We start from the raw sequence: 21,709 nt of genomic DNA, 5'->3' as shown, positions 1-21,709 counted from the left end.
TTCATTTATTTTTTATTTATTATTTCTTTCACTGCAATACAAAGTTTAAGGTTAGATCGTTTTTTTAATTCAGATCAACAAAGAGGAATTCAAATTTTAATTGTACTATTATCAATTTCTGTAGGGTATTTAACGGGAGAATTTTTCTTGAGTTTTATTGATAATGTGAGAAACTTTACTTATTTTGTGAAATAATTAATTGAATGATGAGGGAATATCATGGAAAAAATCGTTGTTCGTGGTGGAAAGCAACTTCATGGGGAAGTTGAAATTGAAGGAGCTAAAAATGCTGTATTACCACTATTAGCTGCGACAATTCTTCCGATTGAAGGAAGAACTAAGTTATTAAATGTACCAGTTTTATCTGATGTGTATACGATGAATAATGTTATTAGATATTTGAATGTTACAATCGGATTTGACGAGGAAGAAAAGATTATTGAAGTTGACGCAACAAGACCATTAACACATATTGCACCGTTTAAATATGTTTCCAAAATGAGAGCTTCAATTGTTGTTTTAGGGCCACTTTTAGCACGATTAGGTAAGGCTAAAGTTGCATTGCCTGGTGGTTGTGCTATTGGATCTCGTCCCATCGACTTGCACTTAAAAGGGCTAGAAGCTTTAGGGGCAACAGTTCATCAAGAAGAGGGCTATATTGAAGCAACTTGTAATGAGTTAAAAGGTGCAAATATTTATTTAGATTTTCCTAGTGTTGGTGCAACTCAAAATATTATGATGGCTGCAGTTTTGGCTAAAGGTAAAACTGTGATTGAAAATGTTGCGCAAGAACCAGAAATTGAAGATTTAGCTAATTTACTAAATGCAATGGGAGCAAAAATTTCTGGAGCAGGAACGGAAATTATTACAATTGAAGGAGTTTCAAAACTCCATGGGGTTGAATATCAAGTAATGCAAGATCGTATTGAAGCGGGAACGTTTATGGTTGCTGCTGCAATTACTCAGGGAAATGTGTTAATCAAAGACGCTATTGCTAACCACAACCTACCGCTAATTGCTAAGTTAGAGGAAATGGGTGTTCAAATTTCAAAAGAAGAAAACGGTATTCGAGTTATCGGTCCCGAAAAATTAAAACCAGTAAATATGAAAACAATGCCACACCCAGGTTTTCCAACGGATATGCAACCACAGTTTTCAATTGCACAGTTATTGTCAGACGGTATATGTGAATTGACAGAAACGGTATTTGAAAATCGTTTTATGCATTTGGAAGAATTAAGAAGAATGAATGCAAACTTTAAGATAAAGGGAAATACTGCAATGTTGTTTGGACCAACTAAATTTAGTGGTAGCGAAGTGGCGGCAACAGATCTTAGAGCAGCTGCGGCACTTGTATTAGCTGGATTAACTGCTGAGAATGTGACAACTGTTACCCAATTAAATTATTTGGATAGAGGATATTATCATTTTCACAAGAAGTTAGCGATTTTAGGTGCAAATATTAAACGCATAAATGATATTGAATAATATATAAAGACGAGTATTTTAAGCTCGTCTTTTTAATACCATTGATTGGGGAATTAATATTATATTTTAATTTTGATTATGGTATAATAAATTGGTTATAGAAATGGTTATTTGTAAAAATAAGTGTGAAGGAGAATTGTCATGGTTAAGGATATTGGTATTGATTTAGGTACCGCTAATGTTTTAATAAATGTTAAAGGGAAAGGTATCGTATTGAATGAACCTTCTGTTGTTGCAATTGATACTAAAAGTGGTCGTGTACTTTCAGTTGGAACAGAAGCCTATCAAATGGTCGGTAGAACACCAAGTAACATCCGGGCAATTCGTCCGTTAAAAGATGGGGTAATTGCTGATTTTGATATGACTGAGCAAATGTTGTCATACTTTATCAAAAAGTTAAATGTTAAGGGATTTATGTCACGTCCTAATATTTTAATTTGTTGCCCTACAAATACAACAGATATTGAAAAAAAGGCAATTCGACAAGCTGCTGAAAAATCTGGTGGTGGAAGTCGCGTCTTTTTAGAAGAAGAACCAAAAGTAGCGGCAATTGGTGCTGGATTAGATATTTTTCAACCTCATGGAAATATGGTTATTGATATCGGTGGGGGTACAAGTGACATTGCAGTACTTTCACTTGGTGATATTGTAGTTAGCCGTTCTTTGAGATTTGCTGGTGATCGTTTGAATGCAGATATTGCTAATTATGTAAGAAATAAGCATAATTTAATCATTGGTGAAAGAACAGCTGAAAAAGTTAAAATTGAAATTGGTTCAGTATTAAAAGGTCGCCGCGATGAAACGTTTGCCGTACGTGGAAGAAACGTTGTTGACGGATTGCCAAAAACAATTACGATGACATCTGATGAAACGGAAGAAGCTATGCATGATACAATGCAATCAATGGTTGCAGCTGCTAAAGAAGTATTGAGTGTGACCCCTCCTGAATTAGCGTCTGATATTATTGATCGAGGAATTGTTATAACTGGCGGTGGAGCATTACTAGACGGAATTGATCAATTATTTTCAAATAATTTAAAGGTTCCAGTTATGGTTGCTGAAACACCATTAGATGATGTAGCTGTAGGTACAGGAAAATTATTAGAGCACATTGAAAATGCACAATAATTTTTTTCGCAAACTTCTAATATTTCCAATAATAATTTATAAAAAAATAATTTCTCCATTATTTCCACCGTCCTGTCGATATTATCCGACTTGTTCGACATATATGATTGACGCGATTGAAATGCATGGAATTGTTGGAATAATAATTGGAATTGCAAGAATTCTTCGGTGCAACCCCTTTGTTAAAGGTGGCTATGATCCAGTTCCTGAAAACATATCTATTTTTCGAAATAAAAATTATGAGATGAGAAAGGCGGAAAATAACCGTGTCAAAAAAAGAAAAAACAATTGAAATTCACGAAAATGAAAAAGTAATTAATGGTGTTAAAGTTCATCAGTTAACAACAAAAAATGATGAGGTAATTGGTGAAGTTAAGCCTGAAGGGAGTAAATTTATTGCTGCTTTAAGTAGTGGTGAAAAATTTACTGTTACAAGAGTAGAAGAAGGAATGGCTATTTTGCTTCGAGAATACCACTTACATTATAATAATTAAATTTTCATAAGAGGTAATAAGCGTGCAAGAAAGAAAAACACCAACGCGGCGGCAAGTCGAAGAAGATACCCGAATTGATTGGGGCATAATTTTATCTGTCTTGGTTCTTGCGGTAATTGGACTTGGTTCGATTTTTGTTGCTGCAAATCATGATTCAAGTACAACAAGTGTTGCTAAAGCGTTAATTTCGCAGTCAATTTGGTATGTTCTTGGTATTATCGCAGTTATTTTTATTATGCAATTTGATGCTGAACAACTGTGGAAAATTGCGCCGGTAGCATATGGATTAGGAATTACTTTACTAATCTTAGTCTTAATTTTTTATAGTAGGGCGTATGCTGTTCAAACAGGTGCAAAAAGTTGGTTTGCTATTGGGGGATTTACGTTCCAACCGTCAGAGGTTATGAAACCTGCGTTTATATTAATGTTAGGTAGAGTGGTCGTCCAACACAATACCGAATATTATGAACATTCGGTTAAGAGTGACTGGGAATTAATTGGAAAGTTGTTATTGTGGACGTTACCAGTTGCGATTTTATTACGTTTGCAAAATGACTTTGGGACAATGCTGGTTTTCTTTGCTATACTTGGGGGTATTATATTAGTTTCGGGTGTTACATGGGAAATTTTGCTTCCACTTTTTGGTGGAGCTTCTTTAATTGGTATTTTAGCAATTATTTTAGTTACGTACGGTAGAAATTTACTAATGTTAGTTGGATTTAAAGCTTATCAATTTGATCGTATTGAAGCGTGGTTGAATCCAACTGCGGGAACATCAGGAAACAGTTATCAATTATGGCAAAGTATGAAAGCGATTGGATCAGGACAATTATTTGGAACGGGTTTCAATAACTCTCATGTTTACGTTCCTGTTCGAGAATCAGATATGATTTTCTCTGTTATTGGTGAAAATTTCGGATTTATTGGTGGATGTATTTTGATTTTCATTTATTTATTATTAATTTTTCAAATGATTCAAGTAACATTTGATACGAAAAATGAATTTTATGCATATATTTCAACCGGTGTAATCATGATGATTTTATTCCATGTTTTTGAAAATATTGGGATGAGTATTGGATTACTTCCATTAACAGGGATTCCATTACCCTTTATTAGTCAAGGGGGATCGGCATTAATCGGAAATATGATTGGGATTGGCTTAATTATGTCAATGAGATATCATAACCAGAGTTATATGTTCTCAAATAGTAAGGAATTCAGATAATTATAGAGGATCTGTTCATGATAGAATTTTACTGTTATAAAAAATGTAGTACATGTAGTAAAGCCAAAAAATGGCTTGATAACCAGCATATTGAATATAAATATGTTGAGATAACTGAACAAAGGCCTTCAAAAGAGATGTTTAAAAAGTGGTTAGGCAATAGTGAATATTCAGGGAGATATTTATTTAACACAAGCGGTCAAATTTATCGAAAGTTAAATTTAAAAGATAAGTTAGATAATATGTCTATTGATCAAAAAGCAGAACTACTCTCTAATGAAGGGATGCTCATTAAAAGGCCATTAATAGTTGATGGTAGTGCTATTATGTGTGGTTTTAACGAAAAAGAATATTCGAAAAAGTTTTTGTAATGCACTAGATACTTAGTTCATTATAAATTATAATTTGTATTAATAGATAGAGGCTTGGAAATTTCAAGCCTTCTTTTTTGTAATAGGAGGTTTGTGTATGATAAAGGACAAAAGGCGTTTAGGGATGATTTTTGCGATTGTCGGTACAATGTTTTGGGGGATATCTGGTACAGTAGCGCAAGGACTTCTCCAAAATGGTGTAACAGCGCAATGGTTAGTCTGTGTTAGAATGATTTTTGCCGGATTAATTTTGGTAATTTGGAGTTTTTTTACGATTGAAAGGAAAATATGGCAAGAAATTTTTTCTAAGAAAAATTTCTTATCACTAGTCGTGTTTTCAATCTTTGGAATGATTCCATCGCAATTTACATATTTTAAAGCAATTGAGGCAGGAAATGCCTCAACTGCAACAATATTACAATTTTTAGGGCCATTATTTATTATTATATATTTAGCTTTTGCAACTAGAATTTTACCTAGAAGAATCGATGTAATTTCAATTGTTATAGCTATTTTGGGGATACTTTTATTAGTAACAGATGGTGACATGAATAGATTAACGTTATCTCCAGCAGCTCTTTTTTGGGGAATAATGGCGGGAGTTAGTCAAGCATCGTATACTTTGTTACCGCGAGAGTTATTAAAGAAATTTGATGCTAGAGCAATTTCTGGTTTGTCTATGATAGTTGGAGGAATTGTATTATTACCGTTTGTAATTTTTCAAAAAGTACCGGAATTTTCACCCCAAAATTTTGCAGCGCTATTTTATATAATTGTTTTTGGAACAATGTTTGCTTATTTATTATATTTAATGAGTTTAAAATTTATTCCACCAGAAACTACAGGTATGCTTAGTGCGTTTGAGCCGTTTACAGCAACTATTTTAACTATTCTAGTGTTTCATATTCATTTGGGATTTTTTGAATTATTGGGCGGGCTCTTGATTTTATCAACAACATTTTTACAATCAATTTCTATAAAAAGAAAATAAATGACTTGTTGTCCCTGTATTTCTTTAATACAATTAAGTAAAGGATAGAAAGCGGGGGAAGTACGATGAATGAAACTTTTTTAATTCAGTTTTTAAATGACTATTTTAATGGAGATTTTAAAAACATTCATGATGTTGCCGGAAATAAACATTTGGTAGGATACAGTAACTTATATAATGAAAATTTATTTATAAAAATCTTCATTGATGAATCTATGTTTTATGCTGAACAACATGTTAATCAAGTGTACTATCCAGAAATATATTTAGATAGTGTAATATACGAGGACAACTATGTTGTAGTTCTTAAAGATAGAGAATTATTTGATATAGATCAAGAATTAAATGAAGAAAGAGCATATAAGTACGGCACTATGATTGCTAATTTTCATAATAAACTAACTAATAATGTTAGTGTGAAAAATGATACGCGTAGGCTTTCTGAAATTGTTGATGAAGATTTTCAAAATTTGAAGAACACAGAATATGAAAAGAAAGTTAGTGAAGCATATGAGCATATTCAAAGAATATTACAACAGGTAGATAACGAATATGAATTACTTCCTAAAGTAGTATTACATGGTGATTTTAGTCTTCGTAATATAAAGAAATATAAAGATAACGAAGTGTTGATTGATTTTGAACATTCAAGAATGGGATCTCAATATGAAGATTTTATTAAATTTTTCTTTAATGAAGTGGTAGATGTTTCCTTGCGAAATGAATTTTTGAAAGGTTATCGCGATCAAGGAGAATTTGAAATTCCAAGTTCTGAGTTACAACAAGTATTACTTTTTAAAACAGCAATTGAGATATATTTATTTCACTTATCACATCCAAAGAAAAAATTTGGAAAAATGGCGGATATGATGATTCAAACAATTTTGAATAACGATGCGGTGTTAAAAATTTAAAAAAATATACTTTTGTTGGTACGAATTTATCAATAAGACTTGAAATATTTTGAATTTTATTGCATTATTAAAATAATACAGATTGTTTAGGAGAATTATATTTCATGGCTAAAAGAGGGATGTTAATTGTTCTATCTGGCCCATCAGGTGTTGGTAAAGGAACAGTTAGAAAAGAAATTTTTTCACAACCAGGTAATAACTTTCATTATTCAGTATCTATGACTACTCGAGATATGCGACCTGGAGAAGTAGATGGAAAGGATTATTACTTTGTATCAAAAGAAGAATTTGAACAACAAATTAAAGATGATCAAATGCTTGAATATGCAAAGTATGTTGATAATTACTACGGAACACCATTAAAATATGTAAACCAAATGTTAGATAGTGGTAAAGACGTATTCCTTGAAATTGAAGTTAAAGGTGCAATGCAGGTCCGTAAAAAAGCTCCAGATGGTTTATTTATTTTCTTAACTCCACCTGATTTAATGGAATTAAGACAAAGAATTATCAATCGTGGAACAGATGATATTGAAACAATTAATAAGCGTATGGAAAAAGCGGTTGATGAAATTGAAATGATGCAAAATTACGACTACGCAGTTGTTAATGATGTTGTTGAAGAAGCCGCTGAAAAAATTAAAACAATCATTAGAGCTGAACGTTGGCGTGTAAAACGTTTTTTACCAGATTACAAGAAGCAGTTAGGAGATTTTAAATAATGATTTTATATCCATCAGTAGACGAATTATTAGAACAAGTTGATTCACGTTATTCTTTAATTATGCTTGCAGCTAAGCGTGCTCATCAAGTAGACGAAGGTGCTGAAGAATTATTAGATTCATATAAATCACCAAAACAAATTGGTCATGCTTTAGAAGAAATTGCTGCTGGTAAAGTTAAGATCAAAGATAGCAAAAAATAATTATTAGAGGGTTAGGTAGAATCTTACCTAACCTTTTGGATTTTTGTCAGTTAATACTGATGAGAAAATTTAATTAAATATATTCGAAAAGATAATGGTTAAGTAGATTGGAGAACAAGCTGCTTAGCCGTTATTTTTTTGCGCATCTTTTCTTTAATCTTTAGAGTGCCTGCGGTAGATTCAAGACATCTTTGGACAGTATTACTAGAAACATGGTAATCAAAAGAAGTGTCTTTCATGGATGTATTTTTCTTAAAATTAACAATAATCTGTTATTTAATATTATTTGAAATAGAACAATGTTCTTCAAAACCAGAAATAGGGAATACACGAGTTGAACGACAATTCTTCCAGATGAATTTTTGTTCACAAACTCCCATAAATAAAGACTTTTCATCTGATCTAGAACAAAGGATTAGAACCGGAGGAGTTTTACCATATTGAACCCACAATTATGGCAGCGTTTAGGAGAATCGAAACTTTGAATACAGTTTAAAATCTTAAAATCGTCTAATTCGGAGTATTGATCTTTTGATTTATCCAAAATAATACTGATGATAATCTTAAAATACATTTTAAAATTATCATTAGTACAGAATATAGAACCACCCTTTTTTAGTCTAAAATTTTAAGCGTCAATTTTTAAGGAAGCTCTAGTAGTTATGATATAATTTATTTGAAGTATTTTTATTGGAGGAAAGTTCATGTCTAAGAAAAATGTAGTTTTCTTTATTACAGGTGGGATTGCGGTTTATAAAGCTGCGTCTTTAGTTAGAATTTTCGTTAAAAATGGATATAATGCGCGAGTAGTTATGAGTGATTCAGCTCAAAAATTTGTTACTCCTTTAACGTTCGAGGCATTAACACACACTAAAGTAATAACAGATATTTTTAATAACGATACTGAATTTATCCCTCATGTAGAACTAGCAAATTGGGCGGATTTTGCTGTGGTATTACCAGCAACTGCAAATGTTGTAGGAAAGATGGCCAACGGGATTGCCGATGATACTGTATCAACTTGTTTATTAGCAATTGATAAACCAAAATATGTTATTTTAGCAATGAATGATAAAATGTATGAAAATCCCGCCACGCAAAGAAATATTGAAACTCTAGTGGCGGATGGAATTAAGGTTATGGAACCTAAAGTCGGTTTATTAGCTGAAGGGTATGAAGCAAAAGGGAGGATGCCAGAACCCGATGAAATTTTTCAATGGGTAAAAAAATGTAATATTCAAAAAAATGACTTGGAAGGCAAAGTAATTACGATTTCTGCAGGGAGTACTATTGAACCAATTGATCCCGTTAGATATTTAACTAATCATTCGAGTGGAAAAATGGGATTTGAACTTGCTAAAGTTGCGGCCAATAGAGGTGCGATAGTAAATTTAGTCAGCGGTCCTACAAAACTTACCCCACCTCAAAATGTGAATTTTGTAGATATAAAAACAACAACTGACATGAAAGACACAATGTTAAACTTACTACCAAAGTCAGATGTGGTTATAATGGCGGCCGCGGTTTCAGATTATCGTGTGAAAGAAATTTCGAATAAAAAAATAAAAAAGGATGGGGAAAGCCTACAACTTACATTAGTTCAAAATCCAGATATTCTTAAAGAATTAGGACATAAAAAAGGTAAGGGGCAAATTATTATCGGTTTTGCTGCAGAAACCAATAACCTTGAAAATTATGCTAAGGGCAAATTAAAATCTAAAAATGCAGATTTTATTGTAGCAAATGATGTGTCGAGAAAAGATATTGGGTTTGGGACGGATGAAAATGAAGTTATAATTTTTGGACAAAATGATTTCAAACAAAAAATTAGCAAGGCTTCAAAAGAAATTATTGCAGAAAAAATATTTGATGTTTTGTCAATGAAGGGTGAGTAAAAATATGCAAATTGCGGATGTGATTGTCGATGTACCGACAATGCAAACTAATAGACCGTACACATATTTAATTCCAGAACAATTTCAAAATGATTTAGAACCAGGAATGAGAGTTTCTGTTCCGTTCGGAAATGGAAATCGGCTAATCCAAGGATTCATTACCAAAATAGATTATGTTAAAAATAATGATATTAATTTAGAAAAATATAAAGAAATCCAAGAGATACTAGATATTGAGCCAACTGTAAATGAAGAATTATTGCAATTAGCTGATTGGATGGCAAAGTATACATTTGCTTTTAAAATAAAATGTCTACAAGTAATGTTACCAAGTGCATTAAAAGCAAAATATGATCGCATATTTAAATTTATTGGTAATGATAAAACATCAGCAATTCAAGAAATTTTTGGGAATGATAATGAATTAGTAGAAAGTAAACATGATTTAACTCCTCAAAAAATTCAACAATTATTAAACTTACGCAAAAAAAATCTTGTTGAAGTATCTTATATAGTAAAAGATAAATTAACATCTAAAAAAGTTTGGGCGTTTAGGCCAATTTTAGAAAAAGATTCTTATCAAGAATTAAGCAGAAAAGTATCTAAAAATGCGAATCGACAAAAATTATTGCTAGAGTTACTCCAAAGGTTGGATTCAACTAAGGAATATAGACAACTAGAGTATGCAAATAAGTTAAATTTATCAAGTGTTGATTTTAAAAATGCAGAAACAAAAGGCTGGATTTCAAGATTTAAAGTTGATGAATATCGTGATCCATTTGCAAATATTGAAATTAAACGTGATGAACATAAAATTTTGTCAAAAGAACAAGATGAAGCGTTTAAATCTATTAGTAGGGATGTTAATAATCATGTAAATAGTGTGAATCTATTGCAGGGTGTGACAGGAAGTGGAAAAACTGAAGTTTACTTACAAGTTATTGATAATGTTCTAAAAAAGGGGCAAACAGCGATTATGCTGGTACCGGAAATTTCTTTGACACCACAAATGATTAATCGATTTAAAGCCCGTTTTGGTAGTAATGTCGCCACTTTACATAGTGGATTATCAAATGGTGAAAAATTAGACGAATGGCGAAGAATCGAAAAAAATGAGGCCAAAGTTGTTGTGGGGGCAAGATCTGCAATTTTTGCTCCCTTAAAAAACATAGGGGTCATCATTATTGATGAAGAACATGAAGATAGCTATAAGCAAGAAGAAATGCCTCGTTATGATGCAAAAGACGTTGCAATTTGGAGAGGAAAATATCATCATTGCCCAGTAGTTTTAGGTAGTGCTACACCTTCTTTGGAAACAAGAGCAAGGGCGCAAAAAGGTGTGTATAAGTGGTTAAAACTAACGAAGCGAATTAATGGAAAAAGCCTGCCAAAAGTTCATATCATTGATATGAAAGAAGCGTATAAAGATTCACCAAGTCCAGATTTTTCAATTGAATTATTAAATGAAATTTATCAAACGATTCAAAGAAAAGAACAGGTAGTCTTGATGTTAAATCGTCGTGGTTACTCATCATTTGTGATGTGTCGAGACTGTGGAAATGTGGTTAATTGTCCTAATTGTGATATTTCTTTGACTTTACACATGGATTCTAGAACATTGAGATGTCATTACTGTGGTTTTGAAATGAGTCCGCCAAAGGTTTGTTCAGTATGTAAAAGTACTAAAATTAGATATTACGGTACAGGTACACAAAAGGTTGAAGCAGAATTAAAAAAATTAATACCAAATGCTCGAATTTTGAGAATGGATGTCGATACAACTCGAAAAAAAGGTGCTCATCAAAAAATTCTGGATGAATTTGGAAGTCAAAAAGCAGATATTCTGTTAGGAACACAGATGATTGCGAAAGGGTTAGATTTTCCTAATATTACACTAGTTGGAGTTTTGAATGCCGATACAGGTTTAAATTTCCCTGATTTTCGTGCAAGTGAAAAAACTTTCCAATTATTAACACAAGTAAGTGGTCGTGCTGGTCGTGCTGATAAGGATGGGAATGTATTTATACAAACTTTTAATCCAGACCATTATGCAATTAATCTTGCTAGAAAACATTCATATGAGGAATTTTTCTACCACGAGATGAAAATGAGGCATATGTTAAATTATCCCCCATATTATTATTCATACAAAATATCTGTTAGTGCTAAAAATGAAGAACAGGTTGTAAAAAGAATTTATAAAATTGGGAATGAGTTAAAAGGAATTCTGTCTGCTCAAGCACAGATTTTAGGGCCAGCGCCTCAAGGGATAACCAGAATTAATAATCGATATTATTATCAAATTATTATAAAATATAAAAAAGAAGAAAAATTGGAAGAATATTTATCGAAATTACTCGTTTCTAGTCAAAAATTTGAAAGAAATGGAGAATTAATTGTAATCGATAGAAATCCAAATAGATTCGAATAAGGGAGTGGAAGAATCGTGAAATCAATTATTTTTATGGGAACGCCTCAATTTGCGGCACCAATTTTAGAATCATTAATTGAAACAGGATATAATGTTTTAGCTGTAGTAACACAGCCAGATAAGAGGGTTGGAAGAAAAAAAGAACTACACCAGTCACCAGTTAAAAAAATTGCAGTTGCACATGGAATTAAGGTGTATCAACCATTTAAATTAAGTGGTAGTGATGAAATGCAAGAATTAATGGATCTAAAGCCTGATTTGATTGTTACCGCAGCATACGGTCAATTTTTACCAACAAAATTAATTGAGTCTGCTAAAATTGCTGCTATTAACGTACATGGATCATTATTACCAAAGTATAGAGGTGGGGCTCCAATTCAATATTCAATTATGAATGGTGATGATAAAACAGGAGTAACAATTATCTATATGGTTAAAAAAATGGATGCAGGTGCAATGCTTGCACAAGCAGAAATGCCAATTTTAAGTTCTGATGATGCTGGATCTATTTTTGAAAAGATGAGCTATTTGGGAAGAGACTTACTGATTGAAACCTTACCAAAAATAATTTCAGGAGACATTCAACCTGTCGAACAAGATGAAAATCAAGTTGTATTTTCTCCTAATATCGAACCAGAAGAAGAAATCTTACACTTAGATTTAGAAGCAAAAGAAATTGATTGGAAGGTTCGCGCATTGCGTCCGGCACCTGGTGCTTATTTTACAAACTTTAAAAATAAGCGGACCAAGATTTGGGATGTTACGCCATTAGATGAAATAACTACATTAGAAGCAGGTTGTGTAGTTGAAGTAGGAAAACACTTGTTAAAAGTTGCAGCAGCGAATGGAACGGTGTATTCAATTAATGAAATTCAACCAGCTGGAAAACAACGCATGGATATAACTAGTTACGTGAACGGAACTGGTCAAGGATTAAAAGTAGGACAAAAGGTTGTTGAGGATGAGCAATAAATTAAATAAAAAAACTAATAATGTACGTGCGTTAGCCGTTCAAACATTAACTAAAATTGAAAAACAAAATAGTTATTCAAATTTGGCACTAAATAGCGTGATTGAAAGTAATAACTTATCAAATCGTGACGCCGCATTATTAACTAATATTGTATACGGAGTTATTCAACACAAATTAACTTTGGAATACTACTTAGCCAGTTTTATAAATCTAAATAAAACAGATAATTGGGTAAAAATTTTATTAATGACGGCATTGTATCAAGAATTGTATTTAGATAAGATTCCTAAAAGAGCAATCTTTAATGAAACAATTGAAGTAGCTAAAATCTTGGGACATGCCGGAATTCGAAAATATGTGACTGGGGTGTTACATGCAATTGATCGCCAAGGATTGCCAGAGATCCCAACAGATAATTTAGTAAAAAATTTATCTTTGAAATCAAGTACACCAACTTGGTTAGTTGATTATCTAATAAAGAGTGTTGGTGAAAAAAAGGCAAGTTCTATTTTAAGCGTAATTAATAATGTACCAAATCATAGTGTAAGGGTGAATACCCAACAAATTGATATTGACAAGCTGTCTAATCAATTAATTCAAGAAGGGTATGAAGTTACTCAAAGTAATGTTAGTCCTGTAGGGTTAATTATGGATGGGGGATTTATTCCTAAGAGTAAAGCTTTTAAAGAAGGAAAATTAGTTATCCAAGATGAAAGTGCAATGTTGGCTGTAGATAGTATGAATGTCCAACCTAATGATACTATTTTAGATGCTTGTGCAGCTCCAGGAGGAAAAACAACGCAAATTGCTGATTCACTACAAGATGGGGAAGTTTATGCTTTAGATATTCACCAACATAAGGTGAAGTTAATTGCTGAAAATGCTTCTCGTCAAAATGTAGCAGATAGAGTTAAAGGAATTCAATTGGATGCAAGAAAGGTGAACGATGAATTTTCAGCTGAATATTTTGATAAAATTTTAGTTGATGCTCCTTGTTCAGGTTTAGGATTATTAAGACGAAAACCAGAAGTAAAGTATGATAAAAATCTTAATGATTCAAAAAATTTACACAAAATTCAAGTAGAAATTTTGGAAAAAGTTGCCCCAACACTTAAAGAAGGTGGGGTTTTAACATACAGTACTTGTACAATTATTGATATTGAAAATCAACAAGTTGTAGATGAATTTCTAAGTAAACATCCCGATTTTAAACAAGTAAAGACTAAAACAATGAATAAAATTAAAGAAAATAGAGATGAATTGGGATTAACTATTTATCCAGATGATTTTAATTCAGATGGATTTTTTATTGCTACGTTAGTAAAAAATAATTAAAAATTGGGGAGATAAGATGAAAATTGCTTATTTAAGTGATATTGGAAGAGTTCGAGAAAATAATGAAGATTATATTGGAGCTTTTCAAAATAAAGCCGGAGCTACTATGGTATTGGTTGCTGATGGTGTCGGTGGCCATAATGGTGGTGAAGTGGCTTCAGAAATGGCAGTGTCTCATTTGGGATATTATTTTGGAGAGACTAGTTTTTATTCTATCGACCAAGCAAGTGCATGGTTAAATAAACAGGTTGAAAAAGAAAACAAAATCATTTTAGAAAATGCTTCTAAGTATTCCGACTTATCTGGAATGGGAACTACATTAGTTGTGGCAATTATTTTTTCACAAGGAATTTTGGTAGCAAATATTGGGGATAGCAGGGGTTATTTGTATCATTTATCTCAATTAGAACAGATTACAGAAGATCACTCGCTTGTAAACGAGCTAATCAAACGAGGAGAATTAAGTAAAGAAGATGCCCAGGTTCATCCTGGAAGAAACGTTATTACTCGTTCGTTAGGAATTTCAGATACGGCTGAATTAGATGAAAAAGTCATCCCAAAGTTGAGTGGACAAATGCTCTTATTGTGTTCAGATGGTTTAACAAATTTAGTTACTGATGAACAAATTGCAGAAATTCTTAATGTTTCTGAAACTCTAGAAGATAAGTGTCAAAGATTAATTAACGCCGCAAACGATGCAGGTGGAAATGATAATATATCAGTTTTATTAGTATCGTTTGATGAAGAGGAGATTTGATAATAATGGAGCCAGGATACATATTGAACAAACGTTATCAAATTATTCGTACATTAGGCGAAGGTGGGATGGCAAATGTTTATCTCGCAAATGATTTAGTTGAACATCGCCAAGTTACAATAAAAGTGTTGCGCCTGGATTTACAAACTGATGAATCTGCTCTAAGAAGATTTAAACGTGAAGCAAAAGCATTAAGTGAATTAGATAATGAAAATATCGTTAAAATTTATGATATAAGTCAGTCAAACGATGGATTACAATTTTTAGTTATGGAATATATTGAAGGAACAGATTTAAAAGAGTATATTAAAGAAAATTATCCGTTAAAATACGAAACTGTCGTTCAAATAATGGATCAAATTTTATCAGCTGTTTCATATGCTCACAAGCAAAATATAATTCATCGGGACCTGAAGCCTAAAAATATTTTAATCGATAAAAATAATGTTGTTAAAATTACAGATTTTGGAATTTCAATGGCAACTACTGAATCAACATTGACGCAAACGAATTCTATGCTTGGATCTGTCCATTATATATCCCCTGAACAAGCTCGGGGAAGTATGATTACGAAACAATCAGATATCTATTCTTTAGGAATAGTTTTATTTGAATTATTAGTGGGGCACGTTCCGTACAAAGGAGAAACTGCAATATCAGTTGCTTTAAAGCATTACAAAAGCAAAATACCATCTGTAAAGAAAATCGATCCTAAAATTCCACAGGCACTGGAAAATGTTATCTTGCATGCAACATCAAAAAGCCTATCGGACCGATATCAAACGGTTGCCGCAATGAGAGATGACTTACGTACAACTTTAAATGAAGAACGAAAAGAAGAAAAAATCTGGCGGCCACAAATTTTGATCGAGGAAGAAACTAAGATCATTCCTCAGATTAATCATGAAGATGAAATGATTGAAGATGATACAATCGAACTCCCAATAAAGAAAAAATATGTTGTCCCAGAAAATATTAGTTTAAGAGAAGTTTTAAAACAAAAGTACTCTAGAAAAGAAGTGGGAATCTTTTTAGGAGCTATTTCATTCATAACCGTCGTGATTACGGTGATAATTTTTGCAATTACGACAACACCAAAAGTAATTTCAATGCCAGATATTAGAGGTTTGTCTAAATCTCAAGCTACTGAAATTTTAGATAGTCATAAATTAAGTTTGGGACAAGTGAAATATCAATATTCGAGTGATTATAATTATGGCCAAATTATTAAGTCTTTTCCCAAAAAAGATAAAAAAGTTCGTCAACAAACGGCTATTAATGTAATTATTTCTAAAGGGCCAGATGCAAAAAAATTTGGTGATTATCGGGGGCAAAATTATCAAGCAGTTAAAAAGCGGCTTGAAAAACAAGGTGTTCATGTATATGAAGAAGAAAAGTATACGGACAGTGCCGAAACCGGAGCTATTTTAAAACAAAGTATTTCGCAAAAAGAAAAAGTAGTAATGAGTGAAACTACGGTAACATTTACAATTAGTAAAGGGCCAACTTATTTTAAAGTAAGAATGTTATCTGGGATGTCAAAGGATCAAATTGATGCTTATGCCCAAAGTGAAGGAATTAAAGTCGTATATCAATATGAATATTCCGATACAATTGCCGAGAATCAAGTTATTAAGCAAGGACCAGCGCCTAATGCAACAATGTACCGTGGTCAAACACTAATTGTTATTTTGTCTCGTGGAAAAGTACTAGGTAATGAAAATAGTAATTCGAAAGAAAAATTTAACCAAGGTGAAGGTAATAATAGGGAAAGTGAATCCCTTAATAGTACCTCAAATTCGCTTAGTCAATTGCAACAAAAATAGTTTTTTAAGAAATTAAAATAGATATAATATTTAAAGCTCTGATAAGATAAAGGTTATTAAACTAAGATTATCAGAGCTTTTATTTAGTATTCTGATAGCTTTAAGTAGTTTGTTTAACTAAGATGTTTCGTGTATACTAAATTTAAAAATGAAAGTAGGGTAGATATTTGGTAAAAGGAAGAATTAAGCAATCATTGAGTGGATACTATGATGTTTTAGTAGATGATAAAATTTATAGAACGCGAGCACGTGGGAATTTTAGAAAAAAAAAGTTGACTCCATTAGTGGGAGATTGGGTAGAATTTAAATTTGAGGATAACTCAACAGATGGATATGTATTAAAAATTTATGAAAGAAAAAATGAACTTGTACGTCCACCGGTTGCAAATATTGATGCAGCGATTGTTGTTTCTGCTTGTATTGAACCAAAGTTTTCAACAAACTTATTAGATCGGCAAATTGCAATGTTAGAATCACATGATATTGAACCTGTATTATATTTTTCAAAGGCAGATATTTTATCAGAATCGGAATATAATGAGATGAACGAATATATAAATTATTATAAAGAGTTTTATCCTACTTATAATACCCGTAAGCAAGAGTTGAAAAAAGAAATTCTAGATCAAATGATGGATACTTTGAAAAATAAGGTTGTCGTAGTAATGGGACAAACCGGAGCGGGAAAATCTACGATGCTAAATGAAATCGATGAATCGCTTAAAATTGAAACAGGAGAAATTTCAAAAGCTTTAAGTCGTGGTAAGCATACTACTAGGAAAGTTACATTACACGATATTAATGATGTACTTATTGCAGATACACCTGGTTTTTCTTCTTTTGACTTATTAGAAATTACTAAAGAAGAATTACCTTTATTATTTAGAGATTTTGTTAAATATCAAGATGGCTGCAAATTTAGAGGATGCCTTCATATAAAAGAACCGAAATGTGCGGTTAAAGAAGCGGTCGAAGAAGGAAAAATTTTGAAGTCACGCTATGAAAACTATCTTCAATTTAATGAAATGATTGTAAATAAAAAAATTAAGTATAGATAGCGAGGGGATTTTATGATTATTGCACCATCAATTTTAAGTGCTAATATTAATAATTTAGAAGAAGATATTCAAAAAATAGAAAAATCAGAGGCGCAATATCTACATATTGACATAATGGACGGGCATTTTGTACCCAATTTATCTTTTGGTCCAAATATTGTGCAGTCACTCCGAAAAATAAGCACCAAGGTTTTTGACGTACATTTGATGGTCGAAAATCCAGATGAATGGATTGAAAAATTTGCTACCGCTGGTGCAGACGTAATTGGTGTTCATTACGAATCTTCACCACATATTTATCGGACTTTAACGGAAATTAAAAAATTAGGAAAACAGGCAGAAATTGTTATTAATCCAGCAACTCCAATCGGTGTAATTGAAGAAGTATTGCCAATTGTTGATCAAGTGTTGGTGATGACTGTTAATCCAGGTTTTGGTGGCCAAGCATTTATAGAAAATATGTTAGATAAGATAGCTAAATTAGATGACATGAAAAAAAAGTTTGGATATCAATTTAAAATAGAAGTTGATGGTGGAATTAACGAAAAGACAATTCAAAAATGTAAAAAATCCGGTGCAAATATTGCAGTAGCAGGTTCATATATTTTTGCAGGGGATATTGAAGATAGAGTCAAAAAATTAAATGATGTAATAGAGGATTAGATAGTGACAATTAGAATTTTAGCTGGGGGAACTAAAATAAATTATCCCCCAAATTTTGAACAAGTACTTGAAAAAACAAAAAATGATTTTTGGATAGGTGTCGATTATGGGGCGCTATATTTAATAAATCATGGAGCTAAAATTGATGTTGCTGTCGGTGATTTTGATTCAATTTCCTCTAGTGAATTAGAAAAGATACAAAAGAATGTTTCTCGGATAATTAAGGTAAGTCCTGTGAAGGATTATACAGATACTGAAATATCATTAATCGAAATTTTAAAAAAAGATGTAACAGAAAATATAATCTTATATGGCGCTACTGGCGGACGCATTGATCATTTGATGGCAAATTTATTCTTCATTCTTAAACCAGAATTTAAAGATTTAGTAGGAAGAATAAAAATTGTTGATTTGAAAAATGAAATTAGTTTTTTAAAACCGGGGAAAAATTTAATAAAGCATGATGCTGATAAAAAATATATTTCTTATATAACTTTAGGGGATGTAAGAAGATTTTCAATTTCAAAACATAAGTATAATTTGGAAGCAAGGGATGAAGTGCTACCAAACGCATATGTTAGTAATGAGTTAAACGAACATGAAAGTCAAGGAATTGTAAGTTTTGAAAGCGGAATCGTTTGTTTGATAAGAAGCAAAGATTAATATGAGATAAACAAAAAGAGGCTGAAAAAATCAGCCTCTTTATTTGCATTTTTAACTCAAATTATACACGAGTAACCTTGCCAGACTTTAATGCACGAGTTGAAACCCAAACTTTTTTAGGCTTACCATCAACTAAGATACGAACTTTTTGTAAGTTTGGCTTCCAGCTACGGTTAGTTGCGTTTAAAGCGTGTGAACGCTTCTTACCAAAAGTAGTCTTACGACCTGTAACAAAATCTTTTGCCATTCTAGATATCCTCCATTCAAATTTAAATTCAAATAAAGCAAAGTTGCTTATCCACTAAATAAAATTATCATAGATAGCGCATGATTGCAATAGTTTTCTGTAAAGTTAATTTACTTTACGGCAAAAAAATAAAATTAAAAGTCAAAAATTTTAATTTCAAACGAAGTATGGTAAAATGGTGTATGTATAAAATACCAATCAATTAAGGAGGCTTATTTATGGCTGTAAAAATTAAAAATCAATATGGTAACATTGATATCTCTAACGAAGTAATCGCTACAGTTGTTGGAGGAGCCGTAACCGAAATTTTCGGTGTTGTTGGTATGGCAAGTAAAAATCAAATTAGAGATAATTTAAATGGAATTTTAGGAAGAGATAGCTATTCAAAAGGGGTTATCGTTCGCCAAGAAGAAAATGGCATAAGTATTGATGTTTACATCGTAGTTGGATATGGAATTAAAATTTCAGAAGTATGTCATAACGTACAATCAAAAATTAAATACAATTTAGAATCTATGCTTAATGTTGACGCCCAAGCAGTAAATGTAGTCGTTCAAGGCGTGCGCATTATTGAAGATTAATTTGTTTTATCTGATTTAAGGAGGAGAATTAAAAGGTGGAAGTAACTAAGATTACTGAATCAGAATTTAGAAAAATGGTTCTGACGGCTTCAAATAAATTAAATAATAATGCGAAATTTATAAATTCATTGAATGTATTTCCTGTTCCAGATGGTGACACAGGGACTAATATGAGCCTTTCGCTTGCAAGTGGTAATAAATACGTGTCAGAATCAACTTCTACAGAAGTTGGACATTTAGCTTCTGCGCTTGCTAAAGGATTATTAATGGGAGCTCGAGGAAATTCTGGGGTTATTTTATCTCAAATTTTTAGAGGATTCGGTAAGGCTATCGAAGACAAGCATGAGTTAACAGCACAAGATTTAACCGATGCATTATCAGCTGGGGTTGAAACAGCCTATAAAGCAGTTATGAAACCTCAAGAAGGTACGATTTTAACTGTTGCCAGAAAAGCTGCCGAAGCAGCACGTATTGCAGTTAAAAATACTGATGATTGTGTTGTAGTAATGACTAAAGCTCATGAAGGCGCAAAGAAAGCCCTAGAGAGTACACCTGATCTTTTACCGGTATTAAAAGAAGTGGGAGTTGTTGACTCAGGCGGACAAGGGTTAACATTTGTTTACCAAGGATTTATGGAATCATTATCAGGAAATGTTGTTGAAGATGAACACGTTCCTAATCCAGTTGAAATGGATGAAATGATCAATGCTGAACATCACAAAAGTGTTCAAGGGCAATTACATACAGAAGACATTGAATTTGGTTACTGTACAGAAATTATGGTCAGATTAGGAGCAGGTCGATTAGTTGATTCTGAATTTGATTATGATACTTTTAGAGGACACTTAGCTGAATATGGTGATTCTTTATTAGTTATTGCCGATGATGAAGTGGTTAAAGTCCATGTTCATACAGAACATCCTGGGGAAGTTCTTTCATATGGACAACATTTTGGATCATTAATTAAAGTTAAAGTTGACAATATGCGTCTTCAACACGAAACAATTCTTGAAAAAGATAAAGAAGAAGACACTACTGATGAATTGCTTGAAAAAGCTAGAAAAGATGCCGGGGACTATGGTGTAATGGCCGTTGTCTCTGGTAAAGGACTAAAAGAGTTATTTATTAGTATGGGAGCCACTGATATCTTAGACGGTGGACAAACAATGAATCCAAGTACAGAAGATTTTGTAGAAGCAATTAATGCAAGTTCTGCTAAAAAGTTTATTATTATGCCTAACAATAAAAATATTTTCTTGGCAGCAAAACAAGCAGCACAATTGGTTGAAAAGCCTGTAGAAGTTGTTGAATCAAGATCAGTACTTGAAGGATTATCAGGATTATTTGCGTTTAGCCCAGATGTTGAATTACAAGACAATGCCGAATCAATGCGAGAAGCAATTGAAGAAGTAACTTCAGGTCAAGTAACAATTGCAGTTCGTGATACTACTATTGATGGTCAAGAAATCAAAAAAGATGATTACATGGGGATTATCGACGGCAAGATTAAGTTAACTCAAAAAGATGCTAAATCAGCTGCTATTGAAATGGCTAAGGCTATGATTGATGAAGATAGCGAAGTTGTTACAATTATTTTTGGGGAAGATGGAAACCAAGAAGAAGCTGAAGCAATTGAAGAAGCAATCTTAGAAATTGATGAAGATTTAGAGGTTGAAATTCATGAAGGAAATCAACCGGTTTATCCATATTTAATTTCTGTAGAATAATAAAAAAGGTTCGA

General features: G+C 32.2%; 23 protein-coding genes. 22 read left to right on the top strand and 1 reads right to left on the bottom strand.

The window, feature by feature from the left end; all coding sequences use genetic code 11:
- The 20 genes from JCM14209_RS09830 to JCM14209_RS02180 form a co-directional block, all read left to right on the top strand.
- Nucleotides 1-195 (top strand): DUF1146 family protein (locus tag JCM14209_RS09830; RefSeq protein WP_025022012.1); only part of this gene is annotated, 195 nt, incomplete at its 5' end.
- A gap of 24 nt (nucleotides 196-219) precedes the next feature.
- Entirely contained in the window at nucleotides 220-1,488 is a 1,269-nt protein-coding gene (gene murA, locus JCM14209_RS08820; RefSeq protein ID WP_035519760.1) for a UDP-N-acetylglucosamine 1-carboxyvinyltransferase, read from the top strand.
- A gap of 141 nt (nucleotides 1,489-1,629) precedes the next feature.
- Nucleotides 1,630-2,616: a rod shape-determining protein gene (locus JCM14209_RS02265; RefSeq protein ID WP_025022011.1), complete on the top strand. Its 987-nt coding sequence runs from the start codon at nucleotides 1,630-1,632 to the stop codon at nucleotides 2,614-2,616.
- Complete coding sequence (gene yidD / locus JCM14209_RS02260; RefSeq protein ID WP_025022010.1) at nucleotides 2,606-2,908, top strand: membrane protein insertion efficiency factor YidD; 303 nt, start codon at nucleotides 2,606-2,608, stop codon at nucleotides 2,906-2,908. The genes JCM14209_RS02265 and yidD overlap by 11 nt, the downstream gene beginning before the upstream one ends.
- Nucleotides 2,883-3,110 carry a DUF2969 domain-containing protein gene (locus JCM14209_RS02255; RefSeq protein WP_025022009.1) on the top strand — a complete coding sequence of 76 codons (228 nt, stop codon included), beginning with the start codon at nucleotides 2,883-2,885 and terminating at the stop codon, nucleotides 3,108-3,110. The genes yidD and JCM14209_RS02255 overlap by 26 nt, the downstream gene beginning before the upstream one ends.
- A gap of 22 nt (nucleotides 3,111-3,132) precedes the next feature.
- Nucleotides 3,133-4,338, top strand: coding sequence for an FtsW/RodA/SpoVE family cell cycle protein (locus JCM14209_RS02250; protein WP_025022008.1), 1,206 nt, complete (start codon nucleotides 3,133-3,135; stop codon nucleotides 4,336-4,338).
- A 17-nt stretch (nucleotides 4,339-4,355) separates the two neighbouring features.
- Nucleotides 4,356-4,709, top strand: a complete 354-nt coding sequence (locus JCM14209_RS02245) for an arsenate reductase family protein (protein ID WP_025022007.1) — start codon at nucleotides 4,356-4,358, stop codon at nucleotides 4,707-4,709.
- Nucleotides 4,710-4,833: 124 nt separating this feature from the next.
- The gene (locus tag JCM14209_RS02240) at nucleotides 4,834-5,700 is read left to right on the top strand and encodes an EamA family transporter (protein ID WP_235804124.1); all 867 of its coding nucleotides are present in this window, start codon (nucleotides 4,834-4,836) and stop codon (nucleotides 5,698-5,700) included.
- Between the two features lie 65 nt (nucleotides 5,701-5,765).
- Entirely contained in the window at nucleotides 5,766-6,614 is an 849-nt protein-coding gene (locus JCM14209_RS02235) for a phosphotransferase family protein (RefSeq protein WP_025022005.1), read from the top strand.
- A gap of 104 nt (nucleotides 6,615-6,718) precedes the next feature.
- Nucleotides 6,719-7,336 (top strand): guanylate kinase, encoded by a 618-nt coding sequence (gmk, locus tag JCM14209_RS02230; RefSeq protein WP_025022004.1) that lies wholly within the window; start codon nucleotides 6,719-6,721, stop codon nucleotides 7,334-7,336.
- Nucleotides 7,336-7,539 (top strand): DNA-directed RNA polymerase subunit omega, encoded by a 204-nt coding sequence (gene rpoZ / locus JCM14209_RS02225; protein ID WP_025022003.1) that lies wholly within the window; start codon nucleotides 7,336-7,338, stop codon nucleotides 7,537-7,539. The genes gmk and rpoZ overlap by 1 nt, the downstream gene beginning before the upstream one ends.
- 704 nt (nucleotides 7,540-8,243) lie before the next feature.
- Complete coding sequence (gene coaBC / locus JCM14209_RS02220; protein ID WP_025022002.1) at nucleotides 8,244-9,434, top strand: bifunctional phosphopantothenoylcysteine decarboxylase/phosphopantothenate--cysteine ligase CoaBC; 1,191 nt, start codon at nucleotides 8,244-8,246, stop codon at nucleotides 9,432-9,434.
- A gap of 4 nt (nucleotides 9,435-9,438) precedes the next feature.
- A complete protein-coding gene (gene priA, locus JCM14209_RS02215) occupies nucleotides 9,439-11,865 on the top strand; it encodes a primosomal protein N' (RefSeq protein WP_035519756.1) in 2,427 nt (808 codons plus the stop codon).
- Nucleotides 11,866-11,880: 15 nt separating this feature from the next.
- On the top strand, nucleotides 11,881-12,837 hold the full coding sequence (gene fmt, locus JCM14209_RS02210) for a methionyl-tRNA formyltransferase (RefSeq protein WP_025022000.1): 957 nt from the start codon (nucleotides 11,881-11,883) through the stop codon (nucleotides 12,835-12,837).
- Entirely contained in the window at nucleotides 12,827-14,173 is a 1,347-nt protein-coding gene (gene rsmB / locus JCM14209_RS02205; RefSeq protein ID WP_025021999.1) for a 16S rRNA (cytosine(967)-C(5))-methyltransferase RsmB, read from the top strand. The genes fmt and rsmB overlap by 11 nt, the downstream gene beginning before the upstream one ends.
- Before the next feature lie 16 nt (nucleotides 14,174-14,189).
- Entirely contained in the window at nucleotides 14,190-14,930 is a 741-nt protein-coding gene (locus tag JCM14209_RS02200; RefSeq protein WP_025021998.1) for a Stp1/IreP family PP2C-type Ser/Thr phosphatase, read from the top strand.
- Nucleotides 14,931-14,935: 5 nt separating this feature from the next.
- Nucleotides 14,936-16,756, top strand: coding sequence for a Stk1 family PASTA domain-containing Ser/Thr kinase (gene pknB, locus JCM14209_RS02195; protein ID WP_025021997.1), 1,821 nt, complete (start codon nucleotides 14,936-14,938; stop codon nucleotides 16,754-16,756).
- A 167-nt stretch (nucleotides 16,757-16,923) separates the two neighbouring features.
- Nucleotides 16,924-17,814 (top strand): ribosome small subunit-dependent GTPase A, encoded by an 891-nt coding sequence (gene rsgA, locus JCM14209_RS02190; protein WP_025021996.1) that lies wholly within the window; start codon nucleotides 16,924-16,926, stop codon nucleotides 17,812-17,814.
- Nucleotides 17,815-17,826: 12 nt separating this feature from the next.
- Nucleotides 17,827-18,477, top strand: coding sequence for a ribulose-phosphate 3-epimerase (rpe, locus tag JCM14209_RS02185; RefSeq protein ID WP_025021995.1), 651 nt, complete (start codon nucleotides 17,827-17,829; stop codon nucleotides 18,475-18,477).
- A gap of 3 nt (nucleotides 18,478-18,480) precedes the next feature.
- The gene (locus JCM14209_RS02180; protein ID WP_025021994.1) at nucleotides 18,481-19,140 is read left to right on the top strand and encodes a thiamine diphosphokinase; all 660 of its coding nucleotides are present in this window, start codon (nucleotides 18,481-18,483) and stop codon (nucleotides 19,138-19,140) included.
- Nucleotides 19,141-19,201: 61 nt separating this feature from the next.
- Here the strand turns inward: JCM14209_RS02180 and rpmB are convergent, their stop codons facing one another.
- Nucleotides 19,202-19,387 (bottom strand): 50S ribosomal protein L28, encoded by a 186-nt coding sequence (gene rpmB / locus JCM14209_RS02175; protein WP_025021993.1) that lies wholly within the window; start codon nucleotides 19,385-19,387, stop codon nucleotides 19,202-19,204.
- 218 nt (nucleotides 19,388-19,605) lie between these two features.
- On the opposite strand from rpmB, the gene JCM14209_RS02170 reads away from it, so the two are divergent.
- On the top strand, nucleotides 19,606-19,968 hold the full coding sequence (locus JCM14209_RS02170; RefSeq protein WP_025021992.1) for an Asp23/Gls24 family envelope stress response protein: 363 nt from the start codon (nucleotides 19,606-19,608) through the stop codon (nucleotides 19,966-19,968).
- A 35-nt stretch (nucleotides 19,969-20,003) separates the two neighbouring features.
- Nucleotides 20,004-21,695: a DAK2 domain-containing protein gene (locus JCM14209_RS02165; RefSeq protein ID WP_025021991.1), complete on the top strand. Its 1,692-nt coding sequence runs from the start codon at nucleotides 20,004-20,006 to the stop codon at nucleotides 21,693-21,695.
- The last annotated feature ends 14 nt before the right edge of the window (nucleotides 21,696-21,709 follow it).

The organism is Ligilactobacillus hayakitensis DSM 18933 = JCM 14209, assembly GCF_000615845.1.
GTDB lineage: Bacteria > Bacillota > Bacilli > Lactobacillales > Lactobacillaceae > Ligilactobacillus > Ligilactobacillus hayakitensis.
Note: the sequence above shows the minus strand (reverse complement) of the source record. Positions and strands in the feature narration are given on the sequence as shown.

Excerpts from the sequence above, each read along its gene's own strand:
- JCM14209_RS02170 (WP_025021992.1), top strand. The coding sequence starts at position 19,606 with ATGGCTGTAAAAATTAAAAATCAATATGGTAACATTGATATCTCTAAC.
- pknB (WP_025021997.1), top strand. The coding sequence starts at position 14,936 with ATGGAGCCAGGATACATATTGAACAAACGTTATCAAATTATTCGTACA.
- JCM14209_RS02245 (WP_025022007.1), top strand. The coding sequence starts at position 4,356 with ATGATAGAATTTTACTGTTATAAAAAATGTAGTACATGTAGTAAAGCC.
- rpe (WP_025021995.1), top strand. The coding sequence starts at position 17,827 with ATGATTATTGCACCATCAATTTTAAGTGCTAATATTAATAATTTAGAA.
- gmk (WP_025022004.1), top strand. The coding sequence starts at position 6,719 with ATGGCTAAAAGAGGGATGTTAATTGTTCTATCTGGCCCATCAGGTGTT.
- rpmB (WP_025021993.1), bottom strand. The coding sequence starts at position 19,387 with ATGGCAAAAGATTTTGTTACAGGTCGTAAGACTACTTTTGGTAAGAAG.
- JCM14209_RS02200 (WP_025021998.1), top strand. The coding sequence starts at position 14,190 with ATGAAAATTGCTTATTTAAGTGATATTGGAAGAGTTCGAGAAAATAAT.
- rpoZ (WP_025022003.1), top strand. The coding sequence starts at position 7,336 with ATGATTTTATATCCATCAGTAGACGAATTATTAGAACAAGTTGATTCA.
- JCM14209_RS02235 (WP_025022005.1), top strand. The coding sequence starts at position 5,766 with ATGAATGAAACTTTTTTAATTCAGTTTTTAAATGACTATTTTAATGGA.
- priA (WP_035519756.1), top strand. The coding sequence starts at position 9,439 with ATGCAAATTGCGGATGTGATTGTCGATGTACCGACAATGCAAACTAAT.
- rsmB (WP_025021999.1), top strand. The coding sequence starts at position 12,827 with ATGAGCAATAAATTAAATAAAAAAACTAATAATGTACGTGCGTTAGCC.
- JCM14209_RS02265 (WP_025022011.1), top strand. The coding sequence starts at position 1,630 with ATGGTTAAGGATATTGGTATTGATTTAGGTACCGCTAATGTTTTAATA.
- murA (WP_035519760.1), top strand. The coding sequence starts at position 220 with ATGGAAAAAATCGTTGTTCGTGGTGGAAAGCAACTTCATGGGGAAGTT.
- coaBC (WP_025022002.1), top strand. The coding sequence starts at position 8,244 with ATGTCTAAGAAAAATGTAGTTTTCTTTATTACAGGTGGGATTGCGGTT.
- yidD (WP_025022010.1), top strand. The coding sequence starts at position 2,606 with ATGCACAATAATTTTTTTCGCAAACTTCTAATATTTCCAATAATAATT.
- JCM14209_RS02240 (WP_235804124.1), top strand. The coding sequence starts at position 4,834 with ATGATTTTTGCGATTGTCGGTACAATGTTTTGGGGGATATCTGGTACA.